Origin of the sequence: Bradyrhizobium algeriense, from assembly GCF_003062295.1 — a bacterium.
Lineage (GTDB): Bacteria > Pseudomonadota > Alphaproteobacteria > Rhizobiales > Xanthobacteraceae > Bradyrhizobium > Bradyrhizobium algeriense.
In genome coordinates this window covers 163126-185158 of record NZ_PYCN01000005.1, presented here as the reverse complement: position 1 = coordinate 185158, position 22033 = coordinate 163126, and the positions used below count along the sequence as shown (strand labels likewise).

At 63.2% G+C, this 22033-nt stretch carries 19 protein-coding genes; 9 read left to right on the top strand and 10 right to left on the bottom strand.

The annotated features are described in order from the left end of the window. Window positions 1-63: 63 nt before the first annotated feature. The 10 genes from C7G61_RS13785 to C7G61_RS13740 all read right to left on the bottom strand — a co-directional run bounded on the left by C7G61_RS13785 (window position 64) and on the right by C7G61_RS13740 (window position 10382). Window positions 64-1326, bottom strand: coding sequence for an ABC transporter substrate-binding protein (locus C7G61_RS13785; protein WP_108514795.1), 1263 nt, complete (start codon window positions 1324-1326; stop codon window positions 64-66). Window positions 1327-1524: 198 nt separating this feature from the next. Continuing rightward, the gene (locus C7G61_RS13780) at window positions 1525-2211 is read right to left on the bottom strand and encodes a cyclase family protein (protein ID WP_190241802.1); all 687 of its coding nucleotides are present in this window, start codon (window positions 2209-2211) and stop codon (window positions 1525-1527) included. A 35-nt stretch (window positions 2212-2246) separates the two neighbouring features. Then, the gene (locus C7G61_RS13775; protein ID WP_108514791.1) at window positions 2247-3536 is read right to left on the bottom strand and encodes a TRAP transporter large permease; all 1290 of its coding nucleotides are present in this window, start codon (window positions 3534-3536) and stop codon (window positions 2247-2249) included. Between the two features lie 5 nt (window positions 3537-3541). Then, complete coding sequence (locus C7G61_RS13770) at window positions 3542-4063, bottom strand: TRAP transporter small permease (protein ID WP_108514789.1); 522 nt, start codon at window positions 4061-4063, stop codon at window positions 3542-3544. A gap of 103 nt (window positions 4064-4166) precedes the next feature. Beyond that, the gene (locus C7G61_RS13765; RefSeq protein WP_108514787.1) at window positions 4167-5168 is read right to left on the bottom strand and encodes a TRAP transporter substrate-binding protein; all 1002 of its coding nucleotides are present in this window, start codon (window positions 5166-5168) and stop codon (window positions 4167-4169) included. A 46-nt stretch (window positions 5169-5214) separates the two neighbouring features. Then, entirely contained in the window at window positions 5215-5913 is a 699-nt protein-coding gene (locus tag C7G61_RS13760) for a GntR family transcriptional regulator (protein WP_244608284.1), read from the bottom strand. 142 nt (window positions 5914-6055) lie between these two features. Continuing rightward, window positions 6056-6781, bottom strand: a complete 726-nt coding sequence (locus C7G61_RS13755) for a molybdate ABC transporter substrate-binding protein (RefSeq protein WP_108514783.1) — start codon at window positions 6779-6781, stop codon at window positions 6056-6058. After that, the gene (locus C7G61_RS13750) at window positions 6778-8913 is read right to left on the bottom strand and encodes a xanthine dehydrogenase family protein molybdopterin-binding subunit (protein WP_108514781.1); all 2136 of its coding nucleotides are present in this window, start codon (window positions 8911-8913) and stop codon (window positions 6778-6780) included. Before C7G61_RS13750 ends, C7G61_RS13755 begins: the two co-directional genes overlap by 4 nt. Then, window positions 8910-9380: a (2Fe-2S)-binding protein gene (locus C7G61_RS13745; RefSeq protein WP_108514779.1), complete on the bottom strand. Its 471-nt coding sequence runs from the start codon at window positions 9378-9380 to the stop codon at window positions 8910-8912. The genes C7G61_RS13750 and C7G61_RS13745 overlap by 4 nt, the downstream gene beginning before the upstream one ends. A 27-nt stretch (window positions 9381-9407) precedes the next feature. After that, complete coding sequence (locus C7G61_RS13740) at window positions 9408-10382, bottom strand: Bug family tripartite tricarboxylate transporter substrate binding protein (RefSeq protein WP_108515070.1); 975 nt, start codon at window positions 10380-10382, stop codon at window positions 9408-9410. A 167-nt stretch (window positions 10383-10549) separates the two neighbouring features. On the opposite strand from C7G61_RS13740, the gene C7G61_RS13735 reads away from it, so the two are divergent. The 9 genes from C7G61_RS13735 (at window position 10550) to C7G61_RS13695 (ending at window position 21955) form a co-directional block, all read left to right on the top strand. Beyond that, on the top strand, window positions 10550-11638 hold the full coding sequence (locus tag C7G61_RS13735; protein ID WP_108514776.1) for a hypothetical protein: 1089 nt from the start codon (window positions 10550-10552) through the stop codon (window positions 11636-11638). A 21-nt stretch (window positions 11639-11659) separates the two neighbouring features. Next, window positions 11660-14434: a xanthine dehydrogenase family protein molybdopterin-binding subunit gene (locus tag C7G61_RS13730; protein ID WP_108514774.1), complete on the top strand. Its 2775-nt coding sequence runs from the start codon at window positions 11660-11662 to the stop codon at window positions 14432-14434. Continuing rightward, window positions 14431-14955 carry a (2Fe-2S)-binding protein gene (locus C7G61_RS13725; RefSeq protein WP_108514772.1) on the top strand — a complete coding sequence of 175 codons (525 nt, stop codon included), beginning with the start codon at window positions 14431-14433 and terminating at the stop codon, window positions 14953-14955. Before C7G61_RS13730 ends, C7G61_RS13725 begins: the two co-directional genes overlap by 4 nt. A 22-nt stretch (window positions 14956-14977) precedes the next feature. After that, window positions 14978-15595, top strand: coding sequence for an Isoquinoline 1-oxidoreductase subunit (locus C7G61_RS13720; protein ID WP_108514769.1), 618 nt, complete (start codon window positions 14978-14980; stop codon window positions 15593-15595). A 118-nt stretch (window positions 15596-15713) separates the two neighbouring features. After that, window positions 15714-16781, top strand: coding sequence for an ABC transporter substrate-binding protein (locus tag C7G61_RS13715; protein ID WP_190241800.1), 1068 nt, complete (start codon window positions 15714-15716; stop codon window positions 16779-16781). A 5-nt stretch (window positions 16782-16786) separates the two neighbouring features. Beyond that, on the top strand, window positions 16787-18160 hold the full coding sequence (locus tag C7G61_RS13710) for an MmgE/PrpD family protein (RefSeq protein WP_108514765.1): 1374 nt from the start codon (window positions 16787-16789) through the stop codon (window positions 18158-18160). Window positions 18161-18166: 6 nt separating this feature from the next. After that, window positions 18167-18919, top strand: a complete 753-nt coding sequence (locus C7G61_RS13705; RefSeq protein ID WP_108514762.1) for a 3-oxoacyl-ACP reductase family protein — start codon at window positions 18167-18169, stop codon at window positions 18917-18919. Window positions 18920-19003: 84 nt separating this feature from the next. After that, entirely contained in the window at window positions 19004-21100 is a 2097-nt protein-coding gene (locus tag C7G61_RS13700) for a molybdopterin oxidoreductase family protein (RefSeq protein ID WP_108514759.1), read from the top strand. A gap of 72 nt (window positions 21101-21172) precedes the next feature. Continuing rightward, entirely contained in the window at window positions 21173-21955 is a 783-nt protein-coding gene (locus tag C7G61_RS13695) for an enoyl-CoA hydratase/isomerase family protein (RefSeq protein ID WP_108514757.1), read from the top strand. Window positions 21956-22033 lie beyond the last annotated feature (78 nt).

The window sequence follows — 22033 nt, the reverse complement described above, 5'->3', positions numbered from 1 at the left end:
GAAAAAGGCGGCGCGGAGCTTAATCACGCGCCGCCATATGTGCTCATTGGATACCAGTGCGGCCTAATTGCACTTGGCGCCCTGCATGCCGCCTTTGATCCAGTCGATCGACTTCACGCCCGGGGGCGGGTTGACGCATTCGGCGGCGAAGTACTGGATATCGACCAGATCGACCCGCTTGAGATCTGGATTGTATTTGGTGCGGCTGATCGCGATCGGCTGGATCGCCTGATGGCCGTCGGCAAGCTTCATCTGAATGAGTCCGCCGGGCGACGGCCACTCCAGACCGGTCATTGCCGCGACCATTTCATCGGTCGAGGGCTTCTTTCCGCCGTTCTTGCTCATGGCCTTTTCGACCGCGGCCTTCAATCCAAGAATCGATTGCGTAATGCGATAGGCGGCCTGGACCGGATAGACGCCGTTGGCGGCCTCGTATCCCTTGAACAGCCAATCGTTCAGAGGGGATTTCTGCGACATCAGGCCATAGGCGCCGCGCGCGCCGATGATCGTGCCGTCGGGCACCAGTTGGCTGCGTTTCGGCAATCCGCGGGGAGCCGACTGCAGGATGAAGGCCTGCAGATCGCCGCCCCACAGGCTCGAATAGACCACATCGGAGCCGGCGCCCACCAGCGCAGAGATTTCGGTGCCGTACTGACCCGCGCCGAACTTGGGCAGCAGGTCTGTCTGAACCTTGACGTTCGGATACAGCTGTTGGGCGGCGGCGACGAAGTCAGCCCGGCTATCCTGGCCCCAGGCATAGTCCTGGTTGATCGCCGACAGCGTTTCCATCTTGATGTTCTTGGCCTTCATGTACCTGATCAGGCCGACGTTATCCATCGTCGCATGGGCGGCGGTGCGGAACACGTAATTGTATTTGGATTCCTCGAAGATGCGCGGCGTTCCGCAATCCATCAGCACCAGCATCTTCTTCAACTCTTCGGCGATCGGCGCCACGGCAAGACAGTCGCCAGAGCCGATATAGCCGAGCACGACGTCGACATTGTCGCGCTGGTAGAGGTTGCGTAATTCCTGCACCTGCTTGGTGGCGCCACCATTCTCGTCGATGATGATGGGCTCGATCTTGATGCCGCCGAATCCGACCTTCTCGTAAGGCGAGGGCACGGAACCCTTGTTCAGCTGATCAATGACGAACTGCGCGCCGTTGCGGGCAGGAACGCCAAAACTATCCGCCGCTGGCCCCGACAGGAACGTCACGATGCCGAGCTTGAAGGTTTCCTGAGCAGACGCGGGTACCGCCAGCCCCAGCGACGTCGCCGCGACTGATGCAAATAGGACAGCGCGATTAGTCCGCCGAAGACGGTCCATGTTTTCCTCCCCTGATTCGACGGGTGTTCCCGCCCGATTATCCGCGCCGCTTTGCCCCGGCATCGGCCATTATTGGGATGAGTTTAGGCAAGCTTTCACGGCACGTCCATACGCGCCTTGTCCGAAAGGAAGATCGGGGTAGGCGGTTGGATGCCGCCTTTGTCGAAGACGTTACGCCGGTTCGGCGCTTCGCTTGCTTCACATGTCAAACACTGCAACGGCGCGGATCGGCGAAGCCGTCCCGCCGCGCCACTTCATGGGCAGGCCGATGAAGGTGAACTGGCTACGGCCAAGCAGCGCTTCGAGATTGCACAAGCTCTCGATATGGGTGATGTCGAGGTCGAGGCAGGCCTTGTGGACGAGGGCATTCACCTTGCCCTCGGGGCCCGGCCGCATCGAATCGATACCGAAATGCACGACGCCCTGCTGCGCCAGCCACTCGGTGGCGGCAACGTTCACGCCGGAGTTGTCGATCGAATATTCCTTGTGGGGGAATGTTCGCGCGTGGTGACCGGTGCAGAGCAGCACGGTGCCGCCCCTCGGCACCGGCACACCGGCCTTGGTCACCGCCGCCTCGAGATCGGCAGGCGTAATCTCGGCGCGCGGCGCGATGTGGCGCAGGTCGATGCAGATGCCCGGCACGATGCATTTCTCCAGCGGATACTCGTCGATGGAGATGCCGCTCTTGCCGAAATGCCTGGGCGCGTCGATATGGGTGCCGGCGTGGTCTACCATCGAGATGAACATCGACGCCAGCCCGTGCACATTGCCGGACTCGGCGAAGGATTCTTCGTGGGTCTTCCAGACGCCGTGCATGACGGGAGGGTGGCCGGGATAGCTCGGCGTGCGGTGATAGAGCTCACGGCTGAGGTCGACGATCTCCACGCAAAGTCTCCCCGCCGCGAACTGCGGCGCCTGTTCTAGAACCCGAACGCCCTCGGCAGCGCCAGCGACAGCCAGGGCACGTAGGTCACGATCATCAGCACCGTAAACATCACGTAATAGAACGGCCAGATGCCGCGCATCACCTCATCGACCGAAACCTTGCCGATGGCGCAGCCGACGAACAGTGTCGTCCCTACCGGCGGCGTCAGCAGGCCGATGCCGAGATTGAGCAGCATGACGATGCCGAAATGCACCGGATCGATTCCGAAGCTCTTCACGACAGGTAGCAGGATCGGTGTACAGATCAGCAACAGGGGAGCGAGATCGAGCGCCGTTCCCAGCACCAGCAGCATGATGTTCAGCCACATCAGCAGCACGTATTTGTTGGCGGATATGGCAACGAAGAATTCGGTCATTTTCGCCGGCATCTGCATCAGGGCGGCGACATAGCCGAAGCATGATGCCGTCGCTACCAGCGTCAGCACCATCGCTACAGTTTGCAGCGTCTTGTAGACCAGCAGCGGCAGTTCGGACCATTTGTAGTCGCGGTAGATGAACATCGTGACGAAGAACGCCCAGACGCAGGCGACCGCACCCGCCTCGATCGGCGTGAAGACGCCGGTGAGGATGCCGCCCAGCACGATCGCCAGCGTCACAATCCCCCATAGGGCATCACCGAGCATCCTGATCGCCTGCCGGATCGGCACCGGCTCGCCCTTGGGATGCTTGTCGCGGTATGCGTAGAACAGGCAAAGCACCATCAGCGAAAAGCCGAGCAGCAGGCCGGGAATCACACCGGCCAGGAACAGGCTGGTAATCGACACCACGCCGCCGGTCGCCAGCGAATAGATCACCGAATTGTGGCTCGGCGGAATGATGATCGCCTGCAGCGAGGCGCTGATGGTCACATTGGTTGCGAACACCCGCGGATAGCCCTTGGCGGCCATCTGGGGAATCATCACCGAACCGATCGCGGATGTATCGGCAACCGACGATCCGGAGATGCCGCTCATGATCGTGGTAGCGAGAATGTTGACCTGTGAGAGGCCGCCCCGCATCCGCGTGAACCCGACGACGACGGCTGCGAAGTCGACGAGTCGCTTGGCCATGCCGCCCTCGGCCATGATGGCGCCTGCCAGCACGAAGAACGGGATGGTCAGCATCGAAACCTTTCCGACGCCGCTGGCGAATTGCTGCATGACCGCGCCGACCGGCAAGTCGATCCAGAGCGCGCCGACCAGCGAGGACAGCGCCAGCGCATAGGCGATCGGCATGCCGATCGCGAAGAAGAAGCACATGCTGAGAAGCAGAACCGCGATATCCATGGCAATTACTCGACCGGTACGTGGGCGTCGCTGCCGTCGCGCGGCGGCGGGCCGATGGTCAGGCGTTCGACGACGAACAGGAGCATCATGGCGCCGCTGACCACGATCGGAAGATAGGTGATGCCGACCGACAGCCACGGAAATTCGTCCACCGAATTATCCCAGGTGGTGTGAACGAGCCGCAGTCCCCACACCACCATGAAGATCGCAATCACTCCCATCAAGACTTCGCTGAGGAACAGCGAGGCGCGTCGCAGCAGCGGCGGCAGCAAGTCGGTGCCAACCGTCATGTTCATGTGGATGCGCTGGCGATAGCAGTTGGCCGAGCCGATGAAAGTGATGCCGACAGTCAGCAGCACGGCCATCGGCTCGGGCCATGACGCAGCGCTGTTCAGGACGTATCGGGTATAGACGGCCCACGGAATGACCGCCGAGACCAGCACGAGCGCCACGCAGGCGATCACGGCGCCGGTCCAGTAAACCGCATCGGTCACACGCCGGAGGGTTCCGGCCGCAGAATTGGACATTTTGACCTCGGAGAATAACGGCGCTTCAAATCGCTTCGGCGGCGCGGAGAGGCGGTGGCCGGGACGGACGTCGTCCGGCCACCCGCCAATCGCGAGCCGGGCGCTAGTTCACCGCCTCGATGCGCTTGACCATCGCCGCGTATTTCGCGCCGTATTTGTCCCAGACCGGTTTGACGGCATCCTGGAACGGCTTCTTGTCGATATCGGTGATGATCTCGGTGCCGGCCGCCTTCATTTTTTCGATTGCGGCGTTCTCCGCTTCATACCAGAGCACACGCTGCTCGGCCTGCGCTTCCTTCGAAAGCTTCTTGATCAGCGCCTGATCTTCAGGCGAGAGCTTTTGCCAGGAGATTCGCGAGAAGACCAAAAGCTCCGGAATGATCAGGTGTTCGGTCATCGTGAAATACTTGGCCACCTGATAATGGTTCTGCGCGATGAAGGAGGGTGGATTGTTTTCCGCGCCGTCGACCACGCCGGTTTGCATCGAGCTGAAGACCTGGTCGAAGCCGAGGGCTACACCGTTGCCGCCCAGCGCGTTCATCGTGTCGACAAAGAGCGGATTGCCCATCATCCGGACCTTGAGGCCCTTCAGGTCGGCAATGGTCCGGATCGGCCGCTTGTTGTTGTAGACGTTGCGCGAGCCGGCGTTCATCCAGCACAGCGCGATCAGGCCGGTCTTTTCGGTCGCTGAGATCTTCGCCAGCAATTCGTCGCCGATCTCGCCGTCGATCACCTTCTCCATGTGCTTGGAGTTGCGGAAGACGAACGGCATGTTGAAGACATTGACGTCGTCCACCACGGGGCCGACGGCGCCGACCGAAATGCGGGCGATCTGCAGCGCCCCGAGCTGGGCCTGCTCGATCATTTCCTTTTCGCCGCCGAGTTGCATCGACGGGAACATCTGGATCGTCAGCCGGCCGTTGGTGGCGGCTTCCAGCTTCTTGCCCATGCGGACGACGGCTTCGACCGTCGGATAGCCCAGCGGATGAACGTCCGATGCCTTCAGCACCATTTTCGTTTGAGCAAATGCGGATGATAGCGGCGTCGTGGCCGCCATCGTGGCCCCGAGCCCTGCGCTCAGCTTGATGAAGTCGCGGCGTTTCATGGTGTTCCTCCCTGATGTTGTTTATCGTTTTATGGACGTCTGAACTCTAGGGTCGCTCGTCGAAGTACTCCGGATTGATGTGTTGAGTGGCCGAGATGTTCTCGAGAAGGCTTTCGAGGTGGACTTCCATCGCTCGCCTTGCGCCCTCTGCGTCATGCGCCTCGATCGCGGTGAGGACGGCCTGGTGTTCGACGATCACTTTTGCGATCCGCCCGTGCTGGGGCAGGGTTAGCCGGCGATAGCGATCGACGTGGACCTTCACCTGCTGGATATATTTCCAGATTCCGGGATAGCCTGCGACATCGGCGACTGTAGCATGAAACATTTCGTCGGCCTGATGAAACGTATCGCTGTCTCCGGCGGCGCTGGCCTCGCGCTGCCGTTCCAGGATCGACTGCAGTGCCAGGATCTGGCTCGATGTCGCGCGCTCTGCGGCGAGCCGCGCGGTGGTTTCTTCCAGCGCCTTGCGGATGATGATGGCCTCGGGGAGCGCCGCCACCGGAATGCGCGAGACGAAGATGCCGGACTGGGGATAGATCTCCAGCAGGCCCTCATCCGATAATTTGAGGATGGCCTCGCGAACGGGGGTGCGGCTCACCCCGTAGGAGAGCGCGATTTCCGCTTCCGAGATGACCTCGCCGGGCCGGCGCTGCAGCGACACCAGTTCGACCCGAAGATCGGAATAGATCTTCGACGCCGCCGTCGCCGCGCGAGGCCTGCCGCTGCGGCGAGTGCCGGTGGCCATTCGGCGAACCGTTGGATCCGTCTTTTTCGATGCGCGGGCGGGCATGGCTGCTTTCTCGATTGATATATTAGTATATGAATTGGCTTTGACAATCGAAAATCGAGCCGCGCAGTGGTTTTGTGCCGCGCGCGCCCGCAGGGGCTCATCCACCTATGAGCGCCTGGCCCCGGCGGCCGATGAAGCCGGCGCGTTTCCGCTGTTCGTGTTGCCCGGCGCCGCTCAACAAGTCGATCAGGTCCTGGGCTTGTTGCGGGTGAGCAGCGGCGATCGTGATGCCCGCCGTGTACATGGTTGCAAGTTCGCAGCCCTGCGGCAGTGAGCCGGACAGGGTTACGCCTTTGGTGCTGATGATCTCAGTCGATTGCGTACACCCGAGCGGACGCCGCGCTTCGGATGCCGCCAGTTCGCGCATCGCCGTCGCGCCATTCGGGAAAATTTTGAGGCGGGTGGCGACCCTTTCCGCGATGCCGAGCTGATCAAGGACTTTTGCGACGTGAATTCCAGCCGTCGAGGTTTTGGTATCCGGCACGAAGATCGCGTCCGACGCCAGCAAAGCCTCGCGCAAATCAGCGGCATCCTTGACCGCGGTCGGGGGATCGCCGGCGCGGACGGCGAGGGCGGTCTCGACCAGGCCGACATCGGCCATCGAGGTGGCAATCACCAGCTTCTCCTCCACCAGTTTGACGACGAGCGCCGCGGTCAGGATGATGATGTCAGCCGGCGTGCCCTTGCGCAATTTGTCGGCCATGGCGCCGACCGCGCCAAACTCGCCTGTGATATCGAATCCGGTCAGGGCCTTGAGGGCCGGCGTCAGGCTTGCGACCAGGCCCTGTGCCGCGCCGCCGCTCAGGATGTTCAGGGTGTTCATGAACTCAATTCCATCGCGGCAATGATTCTGTCGCGCGTAATCGGCAGATCGCGCACCCGCACGCCGAGCGCGTCGAACACGGCGTTGGCGATGGCTGCCGTAACCGGGCCATGGGCAGCCTCGCCTGCGCCGACCGGATCGATGTCCGGACGCCGGATAACCTCAACCTCGACGTCGGGCACTTCGCTGAAACGCAGGATCGGATATTCCGTCCAGCTCGTGCTGGTGATGCGTTGCCGGTCGAAGCGGACGCGTTCCTTCAGCACCCAGCTCGTGGCTTGAATGGCGCCGCCCTCGATCTGGTTGATGACGCCGTCGGGATTGATCGCTTCGCCGACATCGACTGCGAGCGTCAACTTTCTGACGCGGATATCCTCGGCGCTCTCGATCTCGGCGATCGCAGCGCAATAGGCGCCGGTGTTCTTGTAGCGGGCAAAGGCGATGCCACGACCGACGCCGGGCTGCTTCTGGGGTTTCCACTTGGTGCGAGCGGCAACGGCGCGGATGACATCCTTGGCCCGCTCATCCCGCAAGTGGCGCAGCCGGAACGCGACCGGATCCTCGCCGCGCTCGGCGGCGATTTCATCGAGGATGGATTCGATCGCAAACACATTGCCCTGCCCACCAAGCGTTCGCAGCGCCGAAGTGCGGATTGGCATCGTCGTCAGGCGATGGCTTTCGATGCGCCAGGATGGAAAATCATAGAGCGGGATCGAGTTGCGATCGCCGCCGCCGCCATTGGCCTGCGGCGGATTGGTCGAGATCATGCGCGGAAAAGGATTCGCCAGCTCGAACCCCGCCAGCAAGGCAGGCTGTGCCGCGCGCCCCGGCCGCGCCGCGTGACCGTTACTCCAGATCGAGTGCCGCCAGTCGACGATTTCTCCCTGCGCATCCAGATCGGCCTCGATCTCGATCGCCATCGCCGCCCCAAAAGGTGCATCCGACATCTCGCCCTGGCGCGACCACTGCACCCGTACCGGCCGGCCGCCGGCTTTCTTGGCGAGCAGCACGGCATCGAGCGCGACATCGTCGGCGGCGTTATGCCCATAACAGCCGGCGCCTTCCATGTGCTCAACGGTGATGTTCTCGACCGGTAGTTTGAGAACCAGCGCCAGATCGGCGCGCAGGAGATAGACGCCCTGGCTGTGGGTCCAGACATGGACGCGGTCGCCGTGCCACTGCGCCATCGCGCAGGACGGTGCGATCGACGCGTGGGCAATATAGGGGCGGGTAAATTGCCGCCGGATGGTGCGCGCCGCCGCGCCGGGTGACACGGCCGTTTTCTTGTCGATGATCGTCGATTCCGACGGCTGAGCCTTCAGGAATGAAGCCAGATCGTTTTCGTCGGGCAGGGGCTCGCCGTCGGACCAGGACGCGCCTTTGCGTAGCGAATTGAGGGCCGCCTCCGCGCCATGTTCGGTCTCGCTGACGACACCGGCAAAACTGCCGTCGCGCACGACCGCAACAAGACCGGCCACCGTGCGCGCGCCATCCTCCTTCAATTCGGTAAGTTTCGCGCGCGCGTTGTCCGGCCGCAGTACGCGGCCATGCAGCATCCCCGCCAGCGCCTGATCGTGGATGAATCGCGGCCGGCCCAAAACCTTGTCCGGAACGTCGATCCGCTGAATTGAATTCCCGGCCAGTGCCCGGCGCGAGGCGATCTTTGGCGTTACTCCGGGCGTGGCATCGCGATCGAGCGAGACTTCCTCGGTAAGCTCCCAATAGCTGGTCCTGACATTGCCGGGACCCGAAATGGTGCCGTCCTCGATGTCGAGCGTATCGATCTCGACCCCCAGCCGTTCCGCCGCCTGCTGAAGAAAGAGCCGGCGAACTTCCGCGCAGGCGTGGCGCAGCGCGCGGCCCGACTGCTGGATGGAGAGACTGCCCGACGTGACGCCCTCGTTGGGGCTGGTGGCGGTCGACGCGCGGATCATCTGCACGCGTGACAGATCGATATCGAGTTCGTCGGCGGCGATCTGCGCCAGCGCTGTCACGATGCCTTGCCCGATCTCCACCTTGCCCGGCGAGACCGTCACTTGTCCGTCGCTTGAGAATTTCAGCCACGACGACAGCTTCGGGTTCGCCGCAAGGCTTACCGGCAGTGCGGGCGGGGAGGGAGCCGGCTGGTTCATCCTGCCGTCATTTCTTCCGCCGCGCGCAGCACGGCGCGCACCATGCGATTATGCGATCCGCAGCGGCAGAGATTGCGGTCGAGCGCTTCCTTCACCTCCCGGCCTGTCGGTGACGGATTTCGCTTCAACAGCGCGGCGGCGCTCATCAGGATGCCGGAGACGCAATAGCCGCATTGCAGTGCCTGCTCGGCGATGAAGGCGCGCTGCAGCGGATGCGCGCGCTCGCTCGTTCCCAGTCCTTCGATGGTCGTGACGTCCTTGCCTGCCACCGACCACAGCGGCGTGTCGCAGGCAGATACCGCGCGGTCGCCGACGATCACATTGCAGGCGCCACACTCGCCTGCGCCGCAGCCGAAATGCGGCCCGGTCATGCCGATCTGGCCGCGCAGAATATCCAGCAATGACCGGTCGGGATCGGCGTCAATCTCGGTCTCGGCGCCGTTGAGGCGAAATCGAACGCTCGGCATCGAGGGCGAACCTTCTCTTGTGACTTCTTATTGCGGCGGCCTGTCGAATTTCCTGACGACTTCCCCCCACTTCACAATATCCCCGCGCAGGAATTTGTCGAATTCCTCCGGTGTCATCGACATAGGAACAGCGCCCTGCTGGGTCCAGAGCTTGACGATATCGGGTCGTTTCACGATCGCGTTCACGGCCGCATTGAGTTTGTCGATGATCGGCTTTGGCGTGCCCGCGGGCGCCATCAGGCCGAGCCAGATGGTGGCCTCATAGCCGGGAATGCCCGCCTCGATCACCGTCGGCGCATTGGGCAGGACAGTCGAGCGCGTTTTGCCCGTGGTGGCCAGTGCGCGCACGTGATTTTCGGCGACGTTGGGGGCCATCGCCGGAACCGCGTCGATCATCATCTGCACCTGGCCGCCGATCACGCCGCTGCGCGCCTCGCCGCTGTTGCGGTAGGGCACGTGCAAGACGTCGATGCCGGCCATGGCTTTGAACAGCTCGCCCGCCATGTGGTACGGCGTGCCCTGGCCTGATGAGGCGTAGTTCAGCTTCCCGGGCTGCGATTTGGCAAGCGCGATGAACTCCTGCAGCGTCTTCGCCTGCACGGAGGGATGAACCACGATGACAAGGTCGGAGTAATTGACCGGCGCAATCGGCGCGAGATCGCGCATCAACTCGTACTTACGCTGTGGAACCAGCGATTCATTCGCCGTCTGGGTGTTTGACATCATCAGCAGCGTATAGCCGTCGGGCGGCGACTTGACGGCTTCCTGTGTGCCGATCACGCCGCCGGCGCCGGTACGGTTTTCGACCACGAAGGGCTGGCCAAAACTCTCCTGCAGAATGCTCCCGATCTGGCGGGCGGTGACGTCGGCCGGCCCCCCGGCGCCGAATGGAACAATCACCTTCACCGGCCGCGACGGATAGTCCTGCGCGAGGCCGGGCGTCGCCAGAAGAGGTGGCGCCGCAACAATTGCCGCCAGCGCGAGCGCCGTTCTCAAGCGCATCATATCGACCTCCCCAACTGACTCTTTTTCTGCAAGGGCCCGTTTACCGGCCTCGTGCCAAGTCTAGTGCTCAAGTCTAGCCATCCGCGCACTGACCGCTAGTCCCAGAATCAGGTATTCGTCGCGCTGGACCCAGACAATTTCAGGTCGACTACAAGGAACGCGCCATGAGGATCTGCACCAGTCTGGCCATTGCTGTAATCATGGTCTCCGGCGGGACCGTTGCCGGCGCCCAGACACTTCCTGCTTACATGGCGCCGATATCAGGCAAGACCGCCGCAACGCCCTCGGATGTCGCGACCAGGAATATGCTGGCGCTCAACACCGGCATGTTCGAGCTCTATGGCGATGCAGCAAAGGTTTTCCAGAAGAACATCCTGAGCAGGCATCCGGTGATCCTGGGCCTGTTCTCAGGCGCCGGCGGCCGGATGATCCTCTATCGACCGGGCATGGCGCCGATCGACGCGCCGCAGGTGCCGATCGTGTATCAATTGCTCAAGTCCGTCGGCCACAGCACGATGGCGTTGGCCCAGGTCGTCGGTCCCTACATCGATAATGCCGATGACAAGTCCTGGCGCAGCTCGATGCTGGCCTATCGCAGCCGCATGCAGTCGGCGCTCGACGGCCTCGATGCGACACCGATGGAGCCGGACTGGCGCGACAACAACCGCACCATCCTGCAGAACAACATCGCCTTCATGGACGAATGCGTTGCCAGGGGCGTCATTCCTTTCGCGGCGCTCGAAGCTTTCGGCAAGAAGCAGGCGCCATATCTGGCCAAGAACGTCGCCTGGGCGGCCCAGACGCAGGTCGCTCACTGGATGACGGTGCTAGCCGAATGGAAGAAGCAGCTCGGCGCCGACTGGGACAAGACCTATGCCGCCAGCAACACGATCTACGTCGCGCGCCAGAACAACGTGCTGTTCAGCGTGCTGGCGCAATTCTTCGGCCCCGACGCCATCAATAACCGCCTGTTATTGATCGAGACGATTTCCTTCACGACCACGCCTGCGGACATGCTGGAATCGCTGACCCGCATCATCGCCGACCGCTCCGTCGGGGCGCTGTTCTTCGGCAATTACCATCTGATGGATTACGAACTGATGGGTGGCGATGCGCGTGCCGCGATCATCGCCGAGACCGGCAAGCGCGGCATGACACCGTTCCTGCCGCCCGTCGTTCCCTTTGGCTCGAAGCAGTGGCCGACACTGGTCACGCCGGGGCCGGGGCCTGCGACCATCGCCGATCTGAAGTAGTTCGGGCAAAAGGTTGAGAGCATGCGGCCTTCGCGACGCGAGTTTCTGAATTGGGTATCGGCGGGCGGCATCGCGCTCAGCCTGTCGCGTTTGGGGTCGGCGGACGCGGCCTCCTTGCCCCCGCGCGCGTCGCTTCCGGGGCGCTCGAACTGGAACCCGGCCGCCGATGGCGCGGGCCGGGTCGATGGCACGGCCAAGGTAACCGGCGCGAAGCTCTACGCATCCGACGTCCGCGCCGCCGATCTTCCGGGCTGGCCGGCCAATACCTCGCACGCGATGCTGATCCGCGCGCCGGATGCGACACACGTCTATCTCGGAATGGATCTCGCGCGGCTTGGCGGCGCGATGAAACCGTCGGTCGTGGTGACATCAGCCGATCTCGACAAGATCGGCGCCCGCGTTCCCGAATTTTATACTGGCGACCTGTTCTGTCCGCTTGGCAAGACACCGCTCTATCTGGGGCAGCCCGTCGGGCTGTTGATATTCGAGACGTTCGACGCCTTCGATCAGGCGCGCCTCGCATTGCGCGATGGAACGTTCGTGAGGTTCGGCGAGGAAACCGGCCCCGTCGCCATGCCGGCCTACGGCGCCTATCGTTTTACGCGCGTGGCCGGTGCAACGCCGGACGCGCCTGACGTCTATTCACCGATCCTGGCCGGCTGGGTCAGCCCGGGACGGTCACAGAACGCACCGCTTCCGATATGGTCGCCGGCCGCAAAGGACACCGAGGCCGCCTACGCCAAGGCCGCGACCCATGGCGAGCGGATCCGGGCTGAACTGGCGGCCAAAAATCCGAATCTCTTGGTGCTCGATCGCGAATTCGAGACGCAATCGGTTGATCCGATGTTTCTCGAACCGGAGACCGGCCTCGCGTGGTACAGCAGGAACAGCGCAAGCCTCGAGCTTGTGCTTGGCGTGCAGTCGCCCTATGAGGCGGCGGAGTCGATCGCGCATCTGCTTGGCGAGGCCCGCGCTCCCTTCAAGCCGGCGCGGATCAATACCCAGTTCACCTATATGGGCGGCGGCTTCGGCGGCCGCGATCACACGCCGTTCGTGCTGTATGTGGCGCTGGCGGCGATGTTCTTCCCCGGTCATCCCGTGCGGCTGGCACATGACCGCTATCAGCAGTTTCAGGGCGGCATCAAGCGCCACGCCTTCAAGATGCGGTCGTGGATCGGGGTCGACCGGGGAAGCGGAAAAATTCAGGCTTTCGCTGCCGACCACGTTCTCGATGGCGGCGGCCTGGCCAATTTCTCGGTCAATGTGGCAACCGTCGGCGCGACCGCCGCGATCGGCATCTATGATGTGCCGAAGGTCGACGTGACCACGGTCGCCGTTCATTCACGCGGCGTGACCGCGGGATCGATGCGCGGTTACGGCACGCTGCAGACGATGACGGCGCTGGAGGCGCTGGTTGACGAAGTGGCGGCTGCCTTGCCGCTTGATCCAATCGAGTTCCGGCGACGCAATGCGCTCGCGCCCAAGGGCCGGACCATGACCGGTAATCCCTACGGCGTTTCGGTCCGCACCACTGAAATCCTGGATAAGCTCGAGAAGCATCCGATCTGGCAGCAACGCGCGCAGCAGAAATCCGCCGCGGCGCAGGGCATGCTCGTCGGTACCGGTGTTGCGTGTGTGACCAAGGACTATGGCACCGGCGCCGATTGTTCGCTGGGGCGTGTCGAGCTGTCTCCCGACGGCAAGATCACGATCTATAGCGATCATACCGAGATGGGCAACGGCATCGGCACCGCGCTTGCCAACCGGGTCGCGATCCATCTCGGTGTGGTCGCTGACGAAGTCTCGGTGGCGCGTGTCGACACCTACGACGCCCTCGGATTGGTCACATCGGGTGATCCCTACACGATGGACCAGAAGACACAGGACGCCGCGGAGAAAAATCCGCGCTGGGTGCCCGCCATCAGCTCGGCGACCAGTGCCTCGATCGGCGCGCATGTCGGTACCCACTCGGTTGCCGAAGCCGCGCGCGTCATCTTCCGTTTCGGCCTGTGGCCGGCGGCGCTGGAACTATGGCGCATCGCGCCGAATGATCCGCGCGCAAAGGATTGGGCGAAGGCGCAATGGAAGGACGGGCATCTCGTCGTGCCCGGTCTTGCGCCATTGCCGCTGCCGGCCCTCGCCGCAAGAGCGCATGCGCGCAACCTCGTGACCGGGGCCGTGGCCCACAGCTTTTCCCGCTGGGCATGGTCGCGCGCGCGTTTTCCCCTTTTTGGCGAACAATATCGCGCCGATATCGACGCGCTGGCCTTGCGCAGGGGCAACGGCAAGTTCGAGCGCATCAACCGCGTCAGCGTCAAATTCCCGCCGACCGACAACAACCGGATCGGCACCAGCTATACCTCGATGTGCGGCACGCTGGTCCGTATCGAGATCGAGCGCGCGACCGGCGCGCTGCGCATCGCCAAGGCCTATAGCGTATTCGAATGCGGCCAGGCGCTCGTGCCCGAGGTGGTGATGGGGCAGGCGCAAGGCGGCTTCGCGATGGGTGTCAGCTATGCCTTGCTGGAGACGCTGCCGCCCTTTGAAGGCGGCCCCGGCAACGGCCGGTGGAATCTCGGGCAATACCTCGTCGCGCGCGGATCGGACCTGCCGCTGCATGACCTCGAAATCGAAATGCTGCCGCCGCTGACCCCGGATGAGCCGCCGAAGGGCATGGCGGAAGTCGTCATGGTTCCGGTGGTGCCCGCCATCCTGAACGCGATTTTCGACGCGACCGGCCGCCGGTTTCAGTCCCTGCCGGTGACGGCAAACCTGCTCAAGGGAGTTTTGGCGTGACCAAATTGAGCCTCACGATCAATGGCCGGGCGCACGGGCCGGTGGAGGTGCGCGACGAACTTTCGATGAATGATTTTTTGCGCGAGTATCTCGGCATGACCGGCACCAAGTTCGGCTGTGGAGCTGCGCAGTGCCTGAGTTGCGCCGTGATCGTCGACGATCCCGATGGCACGAGCTACACCAGCCCAACCTGTGTCGCCTCGGCGGCAAGTTTTGACGGCAAGACCATCCGCACCGTCGAAGGACATGCGAAGGGCGACGAACTAACGGCGCTGCAAAAGGCCTTCATCCGGCACTTCGCCTTCCAGTGCGGCTATTGCACCGCGGGCTTCCTCAATGAGGGCCAGGTTCTGCTGGAGCGTCTGGCAAAGGCGCCCGTGAAGCGCGCTGATCTCGAAAACACCATCACTGAGGCGCTCGATGGCCATATCTGCCGCTGCACCGGCTACATCAAATACCACGAAGCCGTGCGGGATGTGATCCTCGCAGATTCCAGGCGCTATCTCGTGGCCAACCAGTAAGCGAACGCCGGGGGCAATCGACATGAAATCGGAATTGCGGTTTCAGCTTGCTGTCGCCGTGCTTGCGATCGCGGCGAGCATGTTTACCGGTTACGCCATTTCCCAAACCGCACCGCAATCGCTTGCAAGCCCGGAAAGCTTCGCGTCGATATCGGATACGGATGCGCGATCGGCGGCCATGTTTACCGAACTGGGCAAGGTGCTGACCCATCCGCGCTGCACGAATTGCCATCCCGCAACCGATCGGCCGCGGCAAGGCGACGAGGGCCGGCTGCACCAACCGCCGGTCACGCGCGGCGCGGACGGTCATGGCCTTCCGGCGATGCGCTGCTCGAGTTGTCACAAGCATGCGAACTTCGAACCCGGCCGCATGCCGGGCCATCCGGAATGGCATCTAGCGCCGCGCGAAATGGCGTGGGAGGGCAAGACGGTTGCCGAAATCTGCGCGCAGCTCAAGGACCCCGCACGCAACGGTGGACGCAAGGTCGAGGAACTCATCCATCATATCGGCGAAGACACGCTGGTTGGTTGGGCCTGGGTCCCCGGCGGAGGCCGCAGCCCCGCGCCGGGGACGCAAAAGCAGGCCGGTGCCCTGGTCGAAGCTTGGGTGAAGACCGGCGCGGCCTGTCCCGCGCAGTAGCATTTAGGCTTAGCGGCCATCGCCAGGCGCTACCGGCGATGGACAGCGGGCCATCCATAGGAATAATGCGGGGGATCAGGGGTATCTAACTTCGCCGACAGCGCGGGGATTCGAAAACATGAAACACCCAGGGATTTCACGCCGCCATGTGCTGGCTGGCGCCGGTGCTGCTCTCGCAGGCGCAGCATTCTCCACGCGCGTGATGGCCGCTGCGCCGCCGCCGGAAGCGGTGACGCCCGCTTTGATCGAAGCGGCGAAGAAAGAAGGCAAGGTCATATATTACACCTCGACCGATTTGCCGGTCGCGGAGAAGCTGGCCAAGGCGTTCGAGGCGAAATACCCTGGTATCGCCGTCCGCGTCGAACGCACCGGCGCGGAGCGCGTGTTCCAGCGTATCGGCCAGGAATATTCCAGCAACATCCATGCCGTCGATATCGTGAACTCGTCCGATGCCGCGCATTTCATCGTCTGGAAACGCGACGGCGTTCTGGCGCCTTACGTGCCGGAGGAGGTCGCAAAATATTATCCGGCCGAGCACAAGGACCCGGACGGCCAGTTTGCCAGCTTCCGCGTCTGGCTCAGCATCATCGCCTACAACACCAATCTGGTGAAGGCGGAGGACGCGCCGAAGAGTTTTGCCGATCTGCTCGACCCCAAATGGAAGGGCAAGATCGTCAAGGCACATCCGGGCTACAGCGGCACCATCATGACCGCGACCTACCAGATGCAACGCGATCTCGGCTGGAGCTTCTTCGAACAGCTTGCCAAGCAGAACATCATGCAGGTGCAGTCGTCGGCCGATCCGCCGAAGAAGCTCGATCTCGGCGAGCGCGCGGTGATGGCGGACGGCAACGAATACAACATCTTCCAGATGAAGGAGGCGGGCCGTCCGGTCGAGCCGGTCTACGCCACGGAAGGGTCGCCGCTGATCATCGGACCGAACGGCGTCTTCAAGGATGCGCCCAATCCGAACGCGGCAAGGCTGTTTCAGTCGTTCAGTCTCAGCCGGGAGGCGCAGCAGCTCATAGTCGATGTCGGCGGCCTCCGCTCGGTGCATTCTCAAACCGTCGAGAAGGCGGGGCGCAAGTCGCTCAAGGACATCAAGACCATGAAGGACGACGCCGCGGCGGTGGAGAAGGAGAGCGAGTCGATCAAGGCGCGCTACACAAAAATCTTCCGCATTTGACCGCTATGGCCTCCGGACTGCCTGAGACTTCGGTCGCTGAAACACTGGCCGAAAAGATCGTCGCACTGCAGGGCGGCGCATTGCCGGCCGCAACCGTGGGCAAATGCGAGGAGCTGCTGATCGACGTGGTCGGGCTATGCGTCACCGCGCGCAACGAGGACTACGTCAGAAGCGCGTTGGCGGGTTACGACGATGATGGTCCCTGCACGGCGATCGGGCACAAGCGCACCCTGAATGCGGCGGGCGCCGCCTTCGTCAACGGCACGGCCGCGCATGGCGAGGATTTCGACGACACTTTTGAGGGCGGCCCGGTGCATGCCGGCGCCGTGATCGTGCCGGCGGTGCTCGCCGCCTGCGAGCGGCATAATCCTGACGGTCGCATGGCGCTGATCGGGATCGCCGTCGGTACCGAAGTGCTGTGCCGGTTGAGCCTCGTGGTGCCGAAAGCCGTCCATAAGGCCGGCTTTCATCCGACGGCAATCTTCGGCGCGATGGGCGCGGCTGCCGGTGTCGGTGCGTCACTCGGCCTCAATGCCAGGCAGATCGTCGATGCGCTCGGCGTCGCCGGCAGCATGGCCGGCGGCATCATCGAATATCTTGCGGAAGGCGCCTGGACCAAACGTCTGCATGCCGGATGGGCGGCGCAATCGGGTATCCGCGCGGCGCTGTTGGCACGGGCAGGGTTCGTTGGCCCGCGCACGGTGTTCGAGGGCGTGCACGGGCTGTTCCACGGCTTCGCGCACACCACGGAGGGCGATTATGACGCGCTGACCGGCGATTTTGGCACGCGCTGGGTGACGGATACGCTGGCGTTCAAGCCTTATCCATGCGGGACCATGGCGCAGCCCTATATCGATTGCGCGCGCCGGCTGGCTGCGCGGGGTATCGAGCCGGAGAACGTCGCCGAGATCGTCTGCGAGGTGGCGGAGGGGACGGTGCACCGGCTATGGGAGCCGCTGGCCGACAAGCAACGTCCGCGCAACGGCTATGCCGCCAAATTCGCGGTGCCTTATCTGCTGGCTACCGGCTTCGTGCATGGCGGCGTCGGGCTTGGCGCGTTCACCGAAAATGCGATCCGCGATCCGCGCGTGCTGGCACTCGCCGCCAAGGTGAAGTTCGTGATCGATCCGCACAACCCCTATCCGAACAATTACACCGGCCACATCCGCGCCACCCTCAGGGATGGCAGCGTGGTGGAAGAGCGGCGGCCATATCTGCGGGGCGGCGCGCAGGAGCCACTGACGCGGCAGGATGTGACCGACAAGTTTTTGCTCAATGGCGAGCACGGCGGCTGGAGCGCTGCACAAAGCGATGCGGCGTTGAAACTGATGGCGGGGCTATATAATGGCCGTATCGATCTTTCCTCATTGCGCGGGTAGCGACTCATGACCCAGGAACTCGCCGGCAAGGTCGCGATCGTCACCGGCGCAGGCCGCAACATCGGCCGCGCGATCGCGCTGACGCTGGCGGAGGGTGGCGCGTCAATCGTGGTCAATGCACGCAGCAACCGCGCCGAGGTGGACGCCGTCGCCCGCGAGATCGAAGCCGCGGGCGGCAAGGCGCTGGTTCATATCGGGGACGTCGCCGACGCTGTGGCGGTGCAGGCAATGGCGGATGCGGCCGTCAAGCAATTCGGCCGTATTGATATCCTCGTCAACAACGCGGCGCTGCGGCGCGAGAAGCCGTTCGCCGAGATGAGCTATGCGGCGTGGCGCGAAATCCTCGACGTTACGCTCGACGGCGCGTTCCTCTGCGTAAAAGCCTGCTTGCCGGCGCTGCGCAGGTCGGGCGCGGGGGCCATCGTCAATATCGGCGGCCTCAGCGCGCATACGGGCGCGAAGAACCGCGCGCATGTGGTGACGGCGAAGGCCGGCATCATCGGCCTGACGCGGGCGCTGGCCCACGATCTTGCCGATGACGGCATCACCGTGAACTGCGTGGTTCCCGGGCTGATCGGCACGCCACGGCCCAAGGACAGACCGGAGCCGGCGCATCATTTGACTCACCAGACCATCACCGGCAATCGGGGCATGCCGGAAGACGTCGCCGCAACCGTGCGTTTTCTGTGCGGGCCCGGCGCGCGCTACATCAACGGGCAGGCCATCCACACCAATGGCGGCGCCTATTTGGGCGCCTGATGCATAGCTAAAGGCCGTTTTTGCAGGTGTACTGCCGGACAAACCCTCTCGGCGACCGCGGCGTTTGATGTTACCTAGAAACGCATGAACCAGCATGCCAAGGTCGCTATCCGCCACTCCACCTGTCCGCACGATTGTCCGTCGGCCTGTGCGCTCGACATCGAGGTGATCGAGGGCCGTTCGATCGGCCGGGTTCGGGGCTCCAAGCTGCAGACCTATACCGCCGGTGTCGTCTGCGCCAAGGTCGCGCGCTACGCCGAGCGCATTCATCATTCCGATCGGCTACTCTACCCGATGCGCCGCACCGGACCCAAAGGCTCCGGCCAGTTCGCGCGAATTTCCTGGAATGAAGCGCTGGACGAAATCGCCGCGCGTTTCGATCAGGCCGAGCGTGAATTCGGCGCTCAGTCTGTCTGGCCCTATTACTACGCCGGCACCATGGGGCTCGTGATGCGCGACGGCATCAATCGCCTCGCGCATGTGAAGAAGTATTCCCGTTTCTACGGCACCATCTGTGCGACCATCGCGCGCATCGGGTTTGCCATCGGCACTGGCAAGATCGCTGGCGTCGACCCGCGCGAGATGGGGGTCTCCGATCTCGTTGTGATCTGGGGCACCAACCCGGTGAATACCCAGGTCAACGTGATGACCCACGCCTCGCGCGCCCGCAAGGAGCGCGGCGCGAAGATCGCGGCGATCGATGTCTACAACAACGATACGATGAAGCAGGCCGATATCAAGATACTGCTCCGGCCGGGTACCGATGGCGCCTTCGCTTGCGGCGTCATGAACGTGTTGTTCCGCGAGGGTTACGCGGATCGCGCCTATATGGATCGCTACACCGATTGTCCTGACGAACTCGAGGCGCACCTTAAGACCCGCACACCGGAATGGGCTTCAGCGATCTCGGGTGTGCCGGTGGAAGAGATCGAGGCATTCGCGCGCGTTGTCGGCCAAACCAAACGTTCGTTCTTCCGCCTCGGCTACGGCTTTACCCGCAGCCGCAACGGTGCGGCACAGATGCATGCAGCGCTGTGCATCCCGGCGGTGACTGGCGCCTGGCAGTATGAAGGTGGCGGCGCCTTCTTCAACAATGCTTCGATCTGGAAGTTCGACGAATCCATCATCGAGGGGCATGACGCAATCGACAGCACAACCCGCTGGCTCGATCAGTCCCTGATCGGGCGTATCCTGACCGGCGACGCCGAAGCCTTGAAGGGTGGGCCGCCGGTCAAGGCGATGCTGATCCAGAATACCAACCCGGTGACGGTGGCGCCTGAACAGGCACTCGTGCGTCAGGGCTTCGCGCGCGAGGATTTGTTCGTCGCGGTGCATGAGCAGTTCATGACCGAGACGGCCGTCATGGCCGACATCGTGCTTCCGGCAACGATGTTCATGGAACACGACGACCTCTATTACGGCGGCGGGCACCAGCATATTTCGGTCGGCGCCAAGCTGGTCGATCCGCCCGGCGAGTGCCGTTCCAACCATGAAGTGCTGCAAGGCCTCGGCCGCCGGCTCAACGCCGTTCACCCCGGGTTTGAGATGACGCCGCGCGAGCTGATCGACGCGACGCTGAAGAAGAGCGGCCACGGCGATATCGAAACGCTGGAAGCGGATTTGTGGCGCGATATCCAGCCGGATTTCCGCACCTCACATTATCTCGACGGCTTCGCGCACGCGGACAAGAAGTTCCACTTCAAGGCCGACTGGGCGCACCCGCCCGTCGGCAATCCGGGCCTGGGTCCCTGGGCCGAGATGCCCTCGTTGCCCGATCACTGGACGATCATCGAGGAGGCGGATGAGAAACATCCGTTCCGCCTCGCCACTTCGCCGTCGCGCAGCTACCTCAACACCAGTTTCAACGAGACGCCGGGATCGCAGGCTCGCGAGGGTGCGCCGACGGTGATGATGCACCCCGAAGACGCCTCAAGCCTTTCGATTGCCGATGGCGATGCCGTGACGCTCGGCAACATGCGGGGCGAAACCACGCTGACCGTGAAACTGTTTGACGGGGTGCGCCGCGGCGTGCTGATCGCCGAATCCATCCATCCAAACAAGGCGCATATCGGCGGCCGCGGCATCAACATGCTGACCGGAGCTGAGGCTGTTGCTCCCGTCGGTGGCGCGGCATTCCATGACAACAAGGTCTGGGTGAAGAAGGCTGCGCCCGCCGGCTAATTCCCGCTTGCAGTCCGCTGCCATCCTGCCGCAAATGCTTGCCGTGCAACGGCAAACCAGGCGAGCAGGACAATGACCGACACGAGCAGCGTGATACGCGAAAAGCGCGGACAGGCGTTCTGGATTACCATCAATCGGCCCGACAAGCGCAACGCCATCAATGCCGATGTGGTCGCCGGCATCGCCCGCGGCTATCGCGAAGCGCATGACGACAAGGAGGTCCGCGTTATCGTGCTGACGGGCGCGGGCGACAAGGCGTTTTGCGCGGGTGCCGACCTGCAGAACAGCGGCGCTGCCTTCGCGATGGATTATTCCCGGCCTAATGTCGATTACGCCGATCTGCTGCGGCTGTCGCAGAACGCCACCAAGCCCGCGATCGCCCGCGTCGGCGGCGTCTGCATGGCCGGCGGCATGGGACTGTTGTGCATGACCGACATGGCGGTCGCCGCCGATCATGTGATTTTTGGCCTACCCGAAGTGAAGGTCGGCGTGTTCCCGATGCAGGTGCTGAGCCTGTTGCAGTCGATCGCACCGAGGCGGCTGGTCAGCGAGTGGTCGCTGACCGGCGAACCGTTCGACGCGCATACCGCGCAGGCGGCTGGACTCCTGAACTACGTGGTGCCCTCGGCTGAACTGGACGCCAAGGTCGATTGGCTGATCAGCCGCATCGTCGACAAGTCGCCGACGGCGATCCGGCGCGGCAAATATGCGATGCGGGCGATCGCCTCGATGTCGTTCGACGAGAGCATCGCCTATACCGAAAGCCAGATCGCGCTGCTGGCGATGACGGAAGACGCCAAGGAGGGCCTCAAGGCGTTCGGCGAAAAGCGCAAGCCGTCATGGCCGGGCAAATAGCTCGATAGGACGGTTCCATAGCCTCCATGGACACGACCGAGGCAGCCCTTATGCGCGGTTATTCCTCGACTTCGCGCG